Source organism: Massilia phyllosphaerae (genome assembly GCF_034659755.1).
In the GTDB taxonomy this organism is placed as follows: domain Bacteria; phylum Pseudomonadota; class Gammaproteobacteria; order Burkholderiales; family Burkholderiaceae_D; genus Telluria; species Telluria phyllosphaerae.
Genome location: NZ_JAXSQX010000006.1, coordinates 219208 through 233771, shown reverse-complemented (window position 1 = coordinate 233771; position 14564 = coordinate 219208). Strand labels below are relative to the sequence as shown.

Below are 14564 nucleotides of genomic sequence, written 5' to 3'. Positions count from 1 at the left end.
GCGATGCCAGGACTGGCATCCAGTTGATTACGCGGGAAACACACCCGTCGACAGATAGCGATCGCCGCGGTCGCAGACGATGAACACGATCGTCGCATTCTCTACGGTTTGCGAAATACGCAATGCGATTTCGCAAGCCCCGGCCGCGGAAATACCGCAGAAAATCCCCTCTTCGGCCGCCAAGCGGCGTGCCATCTGTTCCGCAGCCGCCTGCGTCACGCTTTCGACCTGGTCCACACGGCTCTTGTCGAAGATGCGCGGCAGGTAGGCTTCCGGCCATTTGCGGATGCCCGGGATCGACGATCCCTCTTCCGGCTGGGCGCCGACGATGTGAATCGCCTCGTTTTGTTCCTTCAGGTAATGCGACACGCCCATGATGGTGCCGGTGGTGCCCATTGCGCTCACGAAGTGGGTGATGCGGCCTTCGGTATCGCGCCAGATCTCGGGACCGGTGGTCTCGTAGTGGGCGCGCGGATTGTCCTCGTTGGCAAACTGGTCGAGGATGATGCCCTGGCCGTCCTTCTGCATCTGCTCGGCCAGGTCGCGTGCATATTCCATGCCGCCGGTCTTCGGGGTCAGGATGATCTGGGCGCCATAGGCAGCCATGCTCTGGCGGCGTTCGATCGACAGGTTGTCGGGCATGATCAGGACCATCTTGTAACCGCGGATCGCGGCCGCCATCGCCAGCGCGATGCCGGTGTTGCCGCTGGTCGCTTCGATCAGGGTATCGCCCTGCTTGATCTGGCCGCGTGCCTCGGCGCCGCGCAGCATTGACATGGCGGCGCGGTCCTTGACCGAGCCTGCCGGGTTATTGCCTTCGAGCTTGCCGAGGATGATGTTGTTGCGGGCCGCCGCGTCGGCGCCGGGGATGCGCATCAGTTGCACGAGGGGGGTATTGCCGATCGTGTCTTCGATGGTCTTGTATGCCATTGCTTTGCTTTCTTGCGAACTCGAAAGAGACATTTTAATCCGAGATGCGTTGCAGCGTATGAAAGCGGTTATGTACACAAGTACGTCGCCCCTGCGCAGGCAGGGGCGACGTTTGCATCAGCTGAATACCTGCAGCTTCAGCTCAGCGCAGCGCGGATCAGCTAGCCGCTTTCGCCGGCTCGGCCTTGGCGGCATCCGGTTTGGCTTTCACCGCCTTGGCCGGCTTGGCGGCCGTTTTATCGCCCGGCGCCGCCATCGGCGCGCCGTCCATCGCCTTGCCGTTCACCTGCAGCCCGGCCTGCGACAGCTTGGCCGCGCGCTTCTCGCCGACGCCTTTCACGCGCTTCTGGAAATCGGCCCAGTCCTTAAACTCCCCTTTGCTGCGCTCGTCGATGATTGCCTTCGACATGCTCGGGCCGACGCCCTTGACACTGTCCAGCGCCGCGGCATCGGCCTTGTTGACGTCCACCTGGGCGAACGCAAAGCCGGTCGATGCCACCAGGGTGGCGAGAGCAAGTATCAGTTTCTTGATCATCTGGTTTCTCCGTTCTTATCGATTGAGCAGTGACATGGACGGCACATGCCGCCCCTGCAGATAACGGATACCGCTGAGGATGCGTTGACGGAATACGATTGTGCGATATCAACGTAGGGTGGGCGCACCGTGCCCACGCGGACGCAGGTCTCACGCCAACGTTACGCGTGGGCACATGGTACCCATCCTACGCGCCGTCGCTGCGGCGGCGCTGCGCGAACAGCTCGTCGCGGGTGACGGTGGCCGTGCCCAGCTTGCCGACCACGATGCCCCCGGCGCGGTTGGCGGTGGCCAGGGCTTCCGGCAGGGGCACGCCGGCGCCGAGCATGGCGGCCATGGTGGCGATCACGGTGTCGCCCGCGCCGGAGACGTCGAACACTTCGCGCGCATCGGCCGGGACGTGCACGATCTCGTCCGCGGTGTACAGGCTCATGCCCTCTTCCGAACGGGTCAGCAGCAGGGCCTGCAGGTCCAGTTCCTCGCGCAGGCGCTGCGCCTTGTCGGTCAGTTGCTCTTCGGTCTTCCAGCTGCCGACGATGCGCTTGAGTTCCGACTTGTTCGGGGTCAGCATGGTGGCACCGCGATAAGGCGTGAAATCGTCGCCCTTGGGGTCGACCATCACCGTCTTGCCGGCGGCGCGGGCAAGCCGGATCATCTCGGCCACGTTGACCAGGCTGCCCTTGTTGTAGTCGGACAGGACGATCACGTCGTAGTCCGGCAGCAGCGCCTTGAATTGCGTGAGCTTGTCGCGCAGGACGGTCTCGGTCGGGGTGTCCTCGAAGTCGATGCGCACCATCTGCTGCTGGCGTCCGATCACGCGCAGCTTGATGATGGTGGAGATGGCCGAGTCGCGCTTGAGGTAGCTGTGGATGCTCGATTCGCGCAGGATCTGCTCGACCGAGTCGCCGGCTTCGTCGTTGCCGACCACGCCCAGCAGGCCGCAATGGGTACCCAGCGCGGCCGCGTTGCGCGCCACGTTGGCGGCGCCGCCGAGGCGCTCTTCACGCTTTTCGATGCGCACCACCGGCACCGGGGCTTCCGGCGAGATGCGCGAGACGTCGCCGAACCAGTAGCGGTCGAGCATGACGTCGCCGACGACCAGCAGGCGCACGCTGTCGAGCTGCGGCGCCTCGGCCTGGCGATAGCTGTCGGTCGAGAGCTGGCGGCTTGGAATCATGTCGTTCATGCGCGCCTCACTTGCCGGCCACATGGCCGGTGAGCACGGAACGGCCGATGCCATGGTACTCGATGCCAAAACCGGTCATCAGCGACGGCTCGAACAGGTTGCGGCCGTCGATGATCACCGGCTGCTTCAGGCGCGCCTTGATCTGGTCGAAGTCCGGGCTGCGGAAGGCCTTCCATTCGGTGACGATCAGCAGCGCCTCGGCGCCATCCAGCGCGTCCATCGGCGCCGCCTTGAATTCGACGCGCGCCATCTGCTCGGCATCGAGATCGAGGGCCAGCACGCGCTGCGCCTCGTGCATCGCCACCGGGTCGTGCACGGCGACGCTGGCGCCGCGCTTCAGCAGTTCGGCCAGCAGCACGCGCGACGGCGCTTCGCGCATGTCATCGGTGTTCGGCTTGAAGGCCAGGCCCCAGACCGCGAAGCGCTTGCCCGCCAGGTCTTCGCCGAAGCGCTGCACGACCTTGCGGCCCAGCACCCCCTTCTGGCGGTCGTTGACGGCTTCCACGGCGCGCAGGATCAGCAGGTCCTGGTCGTACTGGCGCGCGGTGCGCTCGAGCGCCTGCACGTCCTTCGGGAAGCAGGAACCGCCGTAGCCGGCGCCGGCGTACAGGAAGCTGTGGCCGATGCGCGGATCGGAGCCGATGCCGTGGCGCACGGCTTCGATGTCGGCGCCGACCTGGTCGGCCAGGTTGGCCAGTTCGTTCATGAACGAGATGCGGGTCGCCAGCATGGCGTTGGCGGCGTACTTGGTGAACTCGGCCGAGCGCACGTCCATCCAGTGCACGCGCTCGTGGTTGCGGTTGAACGGCGCATACAGCAGCTTCATGAGGTCGCGCGCGCGCTGGCCGGCCGGCGAATCCGCCGTGCCGATCACGATGCGGTCCGGTCGCATGAAGTCCTCGACCGCCGCGCCTTCCTTCAGGAATTCCGGGTTCGAGACGACCGCAAACTCTGAAGCATCCTTGCCGCGGGCCGCCAGTTCTTCCTGGATGGCGGCCGCCACGCGGTCGGCGGTCCCGACCGGCACCGTCGACTTGTCGACGATAACCTTGTAGCCTTCCATGTGACGGCCGATATTGCGCGCCGCGGCCAGCACGTATTGCAGGTCGGCCGAGCCGTCTTCGTCGGGCGGCGTGCCGACGGCGATGAACTGCAGCTGGCCGTGCGCCACGCTGGCGGCGACGTCGGTCGAGAATTGCAGGCGGCCGGCAGCGCGGTTGCGCGCGACGACTTCTTCCAGGCCCGGTTCGTGGATCGGGATCCCGCCGCTGTTGAGCATGTCGATCTTGCGCGGATCGACGTCGAGGCAGAACACGTCATTGCCGAGTTCCGCCAGGCAGGCGCCAGTGACCAGGCCGACGTAGCCGGTACCGATAATCGTAATTTTCATTCGTTCACTACCTTAGTTCATCACATTCAATTCTTCTGTACGGCGCGGCGGGTAAGTTTCCCACTTGCTGCACCCCGGGCACTGCCAGTAGTACTGGCGCGCCTTGAAACCGCAATGGCTGCACTGGTAGCGCGCCAGCTTCTGGGTATAACTGTGGATCAGGTTCTTGACCATCGACAGTTCTTCCCACACATTGGCCGGCGCATCCATCAGGCGCGCTTCGAGCAGCTTGTCCAGGCCGAGCAGGGTCGGATTGCGGCGCAGCTCTTCCACTACCAGCTGTTTGGCAGCGTCGACGCCGTTCAGTTCGATGACGGCCTTGAACACCACCTCGATCAGATCAATGGATGACGCTTCTTCCAGGTAGGAACGCAGCAGGCTGACGCCCTCTTCCGGCCTGCCGACGCGGCGGTAGCCATCCATCAGGCGGCTGGCGACCAGCGCCACGTGCGGCACGCTCTGCTGTTCGACACGGCGCCAGGTCTTCAGCGCGCCTTCGACATCGCCCTGGGCCAGCAGCGCGTCGCCGTACAGCATGGTCGCGCGCACGTTCTTGCGGTCGGCCTGCAGCGCCTTGTCGAGCAGCGCCTTGGCGTCGTCCGGCTGCAGGTGCACCATGGCATCCTGGGCCAGTTCGCAATAGAACTGGGCGATTTCCTTGTGGTGGGCGCCGGCGCCGGATTCCTGCAGGCCCTCGGCGGCGGTGATGGCGCGGCGCCATTCCTTTTCGCGCTGGAAGATTTCCAGCAAGGCACGCCGTGCCTGCACGCTGTACTGGGTACCGACCAGCGAATTGAAGCTTTCCTCGGCGCGGTCGAGCAGGCCGGCCTTCAGGTAGTCCATGCCGAGTTCGTACTGGGCATGCATCTGCTGCTCGATCGGGAGGTCCGGGCGCGACAGCAGGTTCTGGTGGACGCGGATCGCGCGCTCGGTCTCGCCGCGGCGGCGGAACAGGTTGCCGAGGGCGAAGTGCATCTCGGCGGTCTCGGGGTCGAGCCGGACGATCTCGATGAAGGCGTCGATCGCCTTGTCCGGCTGCTCGTTGAGGAGGAAGTTCAGGCCCTTGAAGTAACCGCGCGGCAGGCTGCGCGATTCCGACACGAGCTGTTTGATGTCAACCCGTGCGGCCAGCCAGCCGAGGGCGAAAAAGACGGGGATGCCGAGCAGCCACCAGATTTCAAATTCCATGTGTTTTTATTCGTGTGTTACTGGGTAGCCGGTCGGCATCAGCCGCGCGAGGCGACGCTGTCCGGCTGCGGAGCCTGGATCCCGCTCGCCGTGGCGGTACCGGCGGCGTTCTGCAGGGCCTGGATCGTGTCCTTGTGCTGCGAGCTCTCGCGGCGGTGGCGGAACACGGTCGGCGTGACCGCCAGGATGCCGAGGAAGGCACCGGCGATGAAAAACGCCAGCAACATCAGCACCAGCGGGCCGCGCAATTCGTAGCCCAGGAAGAAATGCAGGTCGACCTGGTCGGTATTCTTCAGGGCGAAGAAAAAGAACAGGACAAACAGCAGGCATCCGGCAATCGTCGAGACAAATTTCATCGGCAGGTCCCGTGGGCAATAACTTTAAAGGCGCAGTGTCGCATATTTGAAATGAGTTTTCAAAACGACGCCTCAGGCCGTCGCGAAGCGACGCCTCAGGCGTCGCCCCTGCGAAGGCAGGGGTCCAAGTTTGTTTGCATAGCCTACAACGTTTTTCGAGGCTGCTCAGCAAAATTGGACCCCTGCCTCCGCAGGGGCGACGTTCATGCGTACGTAGCCAAAATCAATTCGAAATACGCACCACGAAAAAAAACGGCATCCCCAAAAGGAGACGCCGTTCTTGCCCGCTCGCGCAGACGACTTCAGTCTTCGATGATCGGTTGCCCGACCATCGCGTCGACCCGCTCGCGCAACTGCTTGCCCGGCTTGAAGTGGGGCACCCGTTTTTCGGGCACCATCACCTTGTCGCCGGACTTCGGGTTGCGTCCGATGCGGGGCGGCCGGCTGTTCAGCGCAAAGCTGCCGAAACCGCGGATCTCGATGCGCTGCCCGGTCGCCAGGGCGTTGGTCATCGCATCGAGAATGGTCTTGACTGCATATTCCGCATCCTTGGCCACCAGCTGAGAATAACGCTCAGCCAGGCGGTTGATCAGCTCGGACTTGGTCATCTGCTCGCTCCGGTTCTCAGGTTATCAACCCTTGCTTAGTTCTTGCTCAGTTCTTATTATCGAACTTTGCCTTCAGCAGGGCGCCCAGGCTGGTGGTGCCGGTGGCTGCGCTGTTGTCGGACTGCAGGCGCTGCATCGCTTCGTTGGTGTCGGCGTTGTCTTTTGCCTTGATCGACAGCTGGATGCTGCGTGCCTTGCGATCGATGTTGATCACCAGGGCTTCGACCTTGTCGCCCACTTTCAGGTGGGTGCCGGCATCTTCCACGCGGTCACGCGAGATTTCCGAAGCGCGCAGGTAGCCTTCGACTTCTTCGTTCAGCGCGATCACGGCGCCTTTCGGCTCAACCGATTTCACGGTGCCGGTGACCAGGGTGCCCTTGTCGTTCAGCGAAGCGAAGTTGTTGAACGGGTCGCCTTCCAGCTGCTTCACGCCCAGCGAAACACGCTCGCGCTCGACGTCGATGGCCAGGACCACGGCTTCCAGCTCGTCGCCCTTCTTGAAGCGGCGCACGGCTTCTTCGCCGGACTCGGTCCACGACAGGTCGGACAGGTGCACCAGGCCGTCGATGTTGCCCGGCAGGCCGATGAACACGCCGAAGTCGGTGATCGACTTGATCGAACCCTTGACCTTGTCGCCCTTCTTGTGGGTCATGCCGAAATCGTCCCACGGATTCGCCTTGCACTGCTTCATGCCCAGCGAGATACGACGACGCTCTTCGTCGATTTCCAGGACCATGACTTCGACTTCGTCGCCCAGCTGCACGACTTTGTTCGGGGCCACGTTCTTGTTGGTCCAGTCCATCTCCGACACGTGCACCAGGCCTTCGATGCCTTGCTCGACTTCGACGAATGCGCCGTAGTCGGTCAGGTTGGTGACTTTACCGAACAGGCGGGTGCCTTGCGGGTAACGACGCGACAGACCGGTCCACGGATCGTCGCCCAGTTGCTTGACGCCCAGCGAGACGCGGTTCTTTTCCTGATCGTACTTCAGGACCTTGGCGGTGATTTCCTGGCCGACGGTCAGGACTTCCGACGGGTGACGCACACGACGCCATGCCAGGTCGGTGATGTGCAGCAGGCCGTCGATGCCGCCCAGGTCAACGAACGCACCGTAGTCGGTGATGTTCTTGACGACGCCGGTAACCACGGTGCCTTCTTTCAGGGTTTCCATCAGCTTCGCGCGCTCTTCGCCCATCGATGCTTCGATGACGGCGCGACGCGACAGCACGACGTTGTTACGCTTGCGGTCCAGCTTGATGACCTTGAATTCCAGGGTCTTGCCTTCGAACGGGGTGGTGTCCTTGACCGGACGGGTGTCGACCAGCGAACCCGGCAGGAAGGCACGGATGCCGTTGGTCAGGACGGTCAGGCCGCCTTTGACTTTACCGTTGACGGTGCCGGTGACGATCTCGCCCGACTCCATTGCTTTTTCCAGAGCCAGCCACGATGCCAGGCGCTTGGCCTTGTCGCGCGACAGGATGGTATCGCCGAAACCGTTTTCCAGCGATTCGATGGCCACGGAAACGAAGTCACCCACGTTGACTTCCAGTTCGCCCTGGTCATTCTTGAATTCTTCGATCGGGATGAAGGCTTCCGATTTCAGGCCGGCGTTGACGATCACGAAGTTGTGATCCAGACGGACGACTTCGGCCGAAATGACTTCGCCCGAACGCATGTCTTGACGCGACAGCGACTCTTCGAAGAGTGCTGCGAAGCTTTCCATGCCGGTATCTTGATTTGCTGCAGTAGCCATGAGTTTTTGAAAGGTGAGCCAGCAGAACGGCGAGATGCCCTCTGAACTGGGTTAAGGTTGAAACACGCCCGGGACGTCCCGGGCACCACGAAACGCGGCGTTCGCACGCCGCGCACTCCCTCGAACAGGGAGCTTGAATGCTTATTTTCCCGCGTACCAGGCCAGCACCTGCTCGACCGCTTGGTCAGCGGTCATTTGCGAGGTGTCCAGCAGGTGAGCGTCCTCTGCGGGCATCAGCGGTGCCACGGCGCGCTGGGTATCGCGCGCATCGCGGGACTGCAAATCTTCCAGCAGATCGTCAATATTAGCAGAAAATCCTTTGTCAATCAATTGCTTATATCGGCGTTGCGCCCGCGCCTCAACGCTTGCCGTCAAGAACACCTTGAGCTGGGCACCGGGGAAGATCACGGTGCCCATGTCGCGCCCGTCGGCAACCAGGCCGGGCGTCTCGCGAAAGCCCAGCTGCAGCGCGAACAGCGCCTGGCGTACCGCCGGCAGGGCCGCGATCCTGGATGCCGTATTGCCGACTTCCTCGGCGCGGATCGCGTGGCTCACCTCTTCCGTGCCGAGGTAGACGTGGCCGCCGTTGAAACGGATCGTCAGGTGCTCGGCGACCTTGGCCAGCGCGTGCTCGTCGTTCAGGGCGGTGCCGCGACGCAGCGCCGACAGCGCGGTCAGGCGGTACAGGGCGCCGGAATCGAGCAGGTGGAAGCCGAGGCGGTCCGCGACCTTGTGAGCCACGGTGCCTTTACCCGAGGCGGTCGGGCCGTCGATGGTGATGACGGGGATGTTCGAATTTGGCATGTAAAAATATAAATCAGAACAAATCGTTCTTCGCGATCGACGCAAGGGTTTCGAAATAATCCGGGAAGGTCTTGGCCACGCACTTCGGATCGTTGATGCGCATCGCATTTCCGCGCCGGGCCTTGCCGTCGAGGGAGGCCAGCGAGAAGCACATCGCCATCCGGTGGTCGTCGTAGGTATCGATGGTGGCCGGCGACAGCTCTTCCGGCGGCGTCACGCGCAGGTAGTCTGCGCCCTCTTCCACGATCGCGCCGATCTTGCGTAGCTCGGTCGCCATCGCCGCCAGGCGGTCGGTTTCCTTGACTCGCCAGCTGGCGATGTTGCGCAGCGTGCTGGGGCCGTCGGCGTACAGCGCGGCCACGGCGATCGTCATCGCCGCATCCGGGATGTGGTTGAAGTCGGCGTCGATGGGCAGCAAGGGGCCGTTGGCGCGCGCCTCGATCCAGTTGTCGCCGCGCGTGATGATCGCGCCCATCCGTTCCAGCGCATCGGCGAAGCGCACGTCGCCCTGGATGCTGTCCTTGCCCACGCCTTCCACGCGTACCGGACCGCCGGCGATGGCGCCGGCCGCCAGGAAGTAGGAGGCCGACGAGGCGTCGCCCTCGACGTGGATGCTGCCCGGGCTGGCGTAGTGCTGGCCCGGCTGCACCGTGAACGAGGCCCAGCCGGCCTGCTCGACGGTCACGCCGAAGCGGCGCATCAGGTTCAGCGTGATCTCGATGTAGGGCTTCGAGATCAGCTCGCCCACCACGTCGATGGTCACCGCGTGATCCTTGGCCATCAGCGGCGCCGCCATCAGCAGCGCGGTCAGGAACTGGCTCGACACGTTGCCGCGCACCGCCATGCGGCTGGTGGCGATGCGGCCGCGGCGGATGCGCAGCGGCGGGTAGCCCGGCTCGCCGGTGTACTCGATCTGGGCGCCGACCTCGTTCAGCGCATCGACCAGGTCGCCGATCGGGCGCTCATGCATGCGCGACACGCCGTGCAGCTTGTAGTCGCCGCCGATCACGGCCAGCGCCGCGGTCAGCGGGCGGATCGCGGTGCCGGCGTTGCCCATGAACAGGTCGGCTTCGTGGTTGGGGAGCTGGCCGCCGCCGCCATGCACGATGTGGGTGCGCGCGTCGACCTGCTCCCATTTGATGCCGAGCTGCTGGAGCGCGCCCAGCATCACCAGGGTGTCGTCCGAGGCCAGCAGGTCGTGGATGGTGGTGGTGCCTTGGCTCAGCGCCGCCAGCAGCAGCGTGCGGTTGGAAATGCTTTTCGAACCCGGCAGGCGCACCGTGCCCTCGACATGCATCACGGGTTCGAGGTCGATGTGCTGGGGATAGTTTTTAGACTGCGTCATGTTTGCGTTCCTGCTTATTTTCCTGCTTCCTGATCGGCCGGCTGCGGCTTTTCCGCAGCCTCGATCGCTTCGATCCACGCGCAGCGGGCGCGCTGGGCATTGGCGTACACGGCTTCGAGCCCGGCGCCGTCACTGGCGGCAAGACGCCTGCGAATCTGCGTCAATTGTGCCAGATAGGCATCCAGCTCGCCCAGGAGGGCATCGCGGTTGGCCAGGCTGATGTCGCGCCACATTTCCGGCGACGAGCCGGCGATGCGGGTGAAATCGCGGAAGCCGCTGGCCGCGTACTGGAACAGCAGGTCGGCATGCGGCTTGGCCGCGACGTCGTCGACCAGCGCGAACGCCAGCAGGTGCGGCAAATGGCTGACCGCCGCGAACACCTTGTCGTGCTCGCCCGGCGTGAGGATGTGGATGATGGCGCCGCACAGCTTCCATGCCCGTGCGACCGCGTCGACGCTGGCCTGCGCGTTTTCCGGCAGCGGCGTGAGCACGGTCTTCTTGCCGCGGTAGAGGCCAACGATGGCGGCATCCGGCCCGTTCGATTCGCGCCCGGCGATCGGGTGGCCCGGAACGAACTGCCCGATGCGCTCCCCCATCACTGCGCGCGCCGCCGCCACCACGTCCGATTTGGTGCTGCCGGCATCGGTGACGATGGTGTGCGGCGCCAAGTATGGCAGCAGCGACGCCAGAATCGGCGCGGTCTGCGCCACCGGGGCAGCTATCAGCACCAGGTCGGCGCCGCGCAGCGCTTGTTCCGGACTGTCGCAGGCCTCGTCGATCAGGCCCAGCGCAAGCGCACGCGCCAGCGCTTCCTTCGAGCGACCAAGGCCGGCGATGTGCCTGGCCGCACCGGCGGCTTTCAAGCCCAGCGCGAACGAGCCGCCGATCAGGCCGACGCCAACGATGACGACCTTATCGAACATCAACCGAGTGCCCTCTTGAGGGCTTCGACGAAGGCCGCGTTCTCTTCCGGCAGGCCGATCGAGATGCGCAGCCACTGCGGCAGGCCATAGGCGCCGACCGGGCGCACGATCACGCCCTGCTTCAGCAGCGCCAGGTTGACGCGGGCGCCGGCGCCGTCGTCGTTGCCGACCTTGACCAGCACGAAGTTGCCGTACGACGGCACGTATTCCAGGCCGAGTTCCTCGAAGGCGGCGACCAGCTGGCGGTAGCCGGCGCGGTTGTTCTCGGCACCCTTTTCCAGGAAGGCCGTGTCGTTCAGCGCCGCGATCGCGGCCGCCTGGGCCAGCGAATTCACGTTGAAGGGCTGGCGGATGCGGTTCATCAGGTCGGTCACGGCCGGCTGGGCGATCGCGAAGCCGACGCGCAGGCCGGCCAGGCCATAGGCCTTGGAGAAGGTGCGCGACACGATCAGGTTCGGGTACTTGCGCACCCACGCGGTCGACTCGAACTGGTCTTTCGCTTCCAGGTATTCGTTGTAGGCTTCGTCGAGCACCACGGCGACGTGGGCCGGCACCTTGTCCAGGAAGGCTTCGATCTCGGCCGCCGGGATGAAGGTGCCGGTCGGGTTGTTCGGGTTGGCGATGAACAGCAGGCGGGTGTCCGCTTCAATTGCTGCCAGCATGGCGTCGAGGTCGTGGCCGTAGTTTTTCGCCGGGGCGGCGATGCCGCGCGCGCCGACGCCCTGGGCGGCCAGCGCGTAGATCGCGAACGAATACTGCGAGTACACCACCGATTCGCCGGCCTTGACGAAGGCGTGGGCGGCGATCTCGAGGATGTCGTTGGAACCGTTGCCGAGGGTGATCCAGTCGGCCGGCACGTCGTAGCGCTTCGCCAGCGCGGCCTTCAGTTCGAAGCCGTTGGCATCCGGGTAGCGGCCGAGTTCCGCGGCGGCGGCAGCCATCGCCTGCTTCGCCGATTCGGGCACGCCGAACGGGTTCTCGTTGGAGGCCAGCTTGACGATTTTCGCTTCGTCGAGGCCGAACTCGCGGGCGACTTCGGAAATGGGTTTGCCGGCCTGGTAAGGGGCGATGGCGCGGATGTACTCTGGACCAAATTGCGACATGAATGAATCTCTCTACTGTTCTGAAAATGAATCGTAACGTCTACAAGGTAGGGTGGGCTCCCCGAGCCCACGAAGCAGGCGTGACGCGACGTTTACGCGTGGGCAGGGAGCGCCTACGCCGGCCGCGCCCACCCTACAGCGCTACCGGGTACGACCCCAGGACCTTGAAGAAGGCGGCATTGTCCTTCAGTTCCGCCAGCGCGCGGCCCACGGCTACGTCCTGCAGGTGGCCTTCGACGTCGACGTAGAAGTAGTACTCCCAGGTGCCGATGCGCGCCGGGCGCGATTCGAAGCGCGTCATCGACACGCCGTGGGTCGCCAGCGGCGCCAGCAGGCCGTAGACGGCGCCGGCCTTGTTCGGCACCGCCAGCACCAGCGAGGTGCGGTCCTGGCCCGAGCGGCCTGTGGCCTGGCGCCCGATCACGGCGAAGCGGGTGCGGTTGTGCGGGTCGTCCTGGATGTGGGCTTGCACCACGCCCAGCTTGTACTGCTCGCCGGCCATCTCGCTGGCGATCGCCGCGATACTCGGGTCCTGGCTGGCCAGCACGGCCGCCTCGGCGTTGGAGGCGACGGCGCGGCGCTCGATGTCCGGGTGGTGCAGGTTGAGCCAGACCTGGCACTGGGCCAGCGCCTGCGAATGCGCGCACACGACCTTCACGCCGTCCATGCTGCCGGTTCTGGTCATCAGGCTGTGGTGAACCGGGATCGAGACTTCGCCGCTGATGATGCAGGTGGTGGCCAGCATCAGGTCGAGGGTGCGGTTGATCGCGCCTTCCGACGAATTCTCGACCGGGACCACGCCGTAGTCGGCGGTGCCGGCTTCGGTGGCGCGGAACACCTCGTCGATCGAGATGCAGGGCAGCGCTTCGACGGCGCTGCCGAAATGCTGGAACACGGCCTGTTCGCTGAAGGTGCCGGTGGGGCCGAGGAAGGCGACCGTCACGCGCTTTTCCAGCGCGCGGCAGGAAGACATGATCTCGCGGAAGATGGTCTGCACGTCGCGGCTGTCGAGCGGCCCAGGATTGCGCTCGGCCACGCCGCGCAGCACCTGCGCTTCGCGCTCGGGACGGAACACCGGCGCCATGGTTTCGGCCTTGACGTGGCCGACTTCCTGGGCGACCTTGCCGCGCTGGCTCAGGAGTTCGAGGATTTGCGCGTCGATCGCATCGATCTTTTCGCGCAGGGGTTGGAGTTTGTCTGTCATGATTTGCTAATTATTGGGTAGGGTGGACGGGTTTCCCGTCCACGTGTTCGCGCGCCCTTCGATTTACCGTAGCGGTCTTCGGACGGCGCGTACCACCGCGTGGACAGGGGACCCGTCCACCCTACGATGCATCGCGGCCGTTCAACGCCCGGCGAACTCGTTCAAATAATCGACCAGGGCTTGCACGCCCTCGATCGGCATCGCGTTGTAGATCGATGCCCGCATACCGCCGACGGACTTGTGGCCCTTCAGTTGCAGCAGGCCGCGCGCCTTGGCGCCGGCCAGGAATTTGTCGTTCAGGGATTCGTCGCGCAGGTAGAACGGTACGTTCATGCGCGAGCGGGCGCTCGGTGCCACACGATTCTGGTAAAAATCGTCGGCGTCCAGCGCCGCGTACAGCAGGCGCGCCTTGTCGATATTGATGCGTTCCATCGCTTCCACGCCGCCGAGGCGCTTCAAGTGCGCGAACACCAGGCCGGCGATATAGATCGCGTAGGTCGGCGGCGTGTTCAGCATGGAGTCGGCGTCGGCCACGGCGCGCCAGTTGAAGACGCCCGGGCAGATCGGCAGCGCGCTGTCCAGCAGGTCGTCGCGCACGATGACCAGGGTCAGGCCGGCCGGGCCGATGTTCTTCTGGGCGCCGGCAAAGATCACGCCGTACTTCGACACGTCGACCGCGCGCGACAGGATGTGCGAGGACATGTCGGCCACGACCGGCACGTCGCCCGCGTCAGGGGCGAAGTTGAATTCGACACCGTCGATGGTTTCGTTGGTGCAGACGTGCAGGTAGGCCGCGTCCGGGCTCAGTTTCCACTCGCCCTGCGGCGGCACCGACGTGAAGCCGCCGGCCTCGCCGGAAGCCGCCACGTTCACCCGCGCATAGCGCTTCGCTTCCTTGACCGACTTGCTCGACCAGGAGCCGGTCTGCACGAAATCGATTGTTGCTGGCTGCTGTTTGCGCCCCAGCAGGTTGAGCGGCACGATCGCGTTCTGGCCCAGTCCCCCACCCTGCATGAACAGGATGCGGTAGTTGCCTGGTACCGCCAGCAACTCGCGCAGGTCGGCTTCGGCCTGTTCGTAGATCGAGATGAATTCCGGGCCGCGGTGGCTCATCTCCATGACGGACATGCCGCTGCCGTGCCAGTCGAGCATCTCGGCAGCGGCCTGCTGCAGGACTTCCTTGGGGAGAACGGCGGGGCCGGCGGAAAAATTGAATACCTGAGTCATCGGTCCTTGCAC

General features: G+C 64.6%; 14 protein-coding genes. All 14 read right to left on the bottom strand.

All coding sequences use genetic code 11. The features are described from left to right. Nucleotides 1-27: 27 nt before the first annotated feature. The 14 genes from cysM to serC all read right to left on the bottom strand — a co-directional run bounded on the left by cysM (nucleotide 28) and on the right by serC (nucleotide 14552). Nucleotides 28-930 (bottom strand): cysteine synthase CysM, encoded by a 903-nt coding sequence (gene cysM, locus U1H99_RS22315; protein WP_323143906.1) that lies wholly within the window; start codon nucleotides 928-930, stop codon nucleotides 28-30. A gap of 157 nt (nucleotides 931-1087) precedes the next feature. Further along, nucleotides 1088-1465, bottom strand: coding sequence for a ComEA family DNA-binding protein (locus tag U1H99_RS22310; protein ID WP_323143905.1), 378 nt, complete (start codon nucleotides 1463-1465; stop codon nucleotides 1088-1090). 187 nt (nucleotides 1466-1652) lie between these two features. Continuing rightward, nucleotides 1653-2651 (bottom strand): D-glycero-beta-D-manno-heptose-7-phosphate kinase, encoded by a 999-nt coding sequence (rfaE1, locus tag U1H99_RS22305; RefSeq protein WP_375341638.1) that lies wholly within the window; start codon nucleotides 2649-2651, stop codon nucleotides 1653-1655. Between the two features lie 7 nt (nucleotides 2652-2658). Continuing rightward, nucleotides 2659-4041: a UDP-glucose dehydrogenase family protein gene (locus U1H99_RS22300; protein WP_323143904.1), complete on the bottom strand. Its 1383-nt coding sequence runs from the start codon at nucleotides 4039-4041 to the stop codon at nucleotides 2659-2661. A gap of 12 nt (nucleotides 4042-4053) precedes the next feature. Beyond that, nucleotides 4054-5229 (bottom strand): lipopolysaccharide assembly protein LapB, encoded by a 1176-nt coding sequence (gene lapB / locus U1H99_RS22295; RefSeq protein ID WP_323143903.1) that lies wholly within the window; start codon nucleotides 5227-5229, stop codon nucleotides 4054-4056. Nucleotides 5230-5267: 38 nt separating this feature from the next. Then, nucleotides 5268-5585 (bottom strand): LapA family protein, encoded by a 318-nt coding sequence (locus U1H99_RS22290; protein ID WP_323143902.1) that lies wholly within the window; start codon nucleotides 5583-5585, stop codon nucleotides 5268-5270. Nucleotides 5586-5887: 302 nt separating this feature from the next. Then, nucleotides 5888-6193, bottom strand: coding sequence for an integration host factor subunit beta (locus U1H99_RS22285; protein WP_008446215.1), 306 nt, complete (start codon nucleotides 6191-6193; stop codon nucleotides 5888-5890). A 46-nt stretch (nucleotides 6194-6239) separates the two neighbouring features. Continuing rightward, a complete protein-coding gene (gene rpsA, locus U1H99_RS22280; protein ID WP_323143901.1) occupies nucleotides 6240-7946 on the bottom strand; it encodes a 30S ribosomal protein S1 in 1707 nt (568 codons plus the stop codon). 141 nt (nucleotides 7947-8087) lie between these two features. Further along, the gene (gene cmk / locus U1H99_RS22275) at nucleotides 8088-8750 is read right to left on the bottom strand and encodes a (d)CMP kinase (RefSeq protein WP_323143900.1); all 663 of its coding nucleotides are present in this window, start codon (nucleotides 8748-8750) and stop codon (nucleotides 8088-8090) included. 13 nt (nucleotides 8751-8763) lie between these two features. After that, complete coding sequence (gene aroA, locus U1H99_RS22270; protein WP_323143899.1) at nucleotides 8764-10095, bottom strand: 3-phosphoshikimate 1-carboxyvinyltransferase; 1332 nt, start codon at nucleotides 10093-10095, stop codon at nucleotides 8764-8766. 14 nt (nucleotides 10096-10109) lie between these two features. Beyond that, nucleotides 10110-11018, bottom strand: coding sequence for a prephenate dehydrogenase (locus U1H99_RS22265; RefSeq protein ID WP_323143898.1), 909 nt, complete (start codon nucleotides 11016-11018; stop codon nucleotides 10110-10112). Further along, nucleotides 11018-12121: a histidinol-phosphate transaminase gene (gene hisC / locus U1H99_RS22260; RefSeq protein WP_323143897.1), complete on the bottom strand. Its 1104-nt coding sequence runs from the start codon at nucleotides 12119-12121 to the stop codon at nucleotides 11018-11020. The genes U1H99_RS22265 and hisC overlap by 1 nt, the downstream gene beginning before the upstream one ends. A 133-nt stretch (nucleotides 12122-12254) precedes the next feature. After that, a complete protein-coding gene (gene pheA / locus U1H99_RS22255) occupies nucleotides 12255-13325 on the bottom strand; it encodes a prephenate dehydratase (protein WP_323143896.1) in 1071 nt (356 codons plus the stop codon). 141 nt (nucleotides 13326-13466) lie between these two features. Beyond that, entirely contained in the window at nucleotides 13467-14552 is a 1086-nt protein-coding gene (gene serC / locus U1H99_RS22250) for a 3-phosphoserine/phosphohydroxythreonine transaminase (protein ID WP_323143895.1), read from the bottom strand. Between the last annotated feature and the right edge of the window lie 12 nt (nucleotides 14553-14564).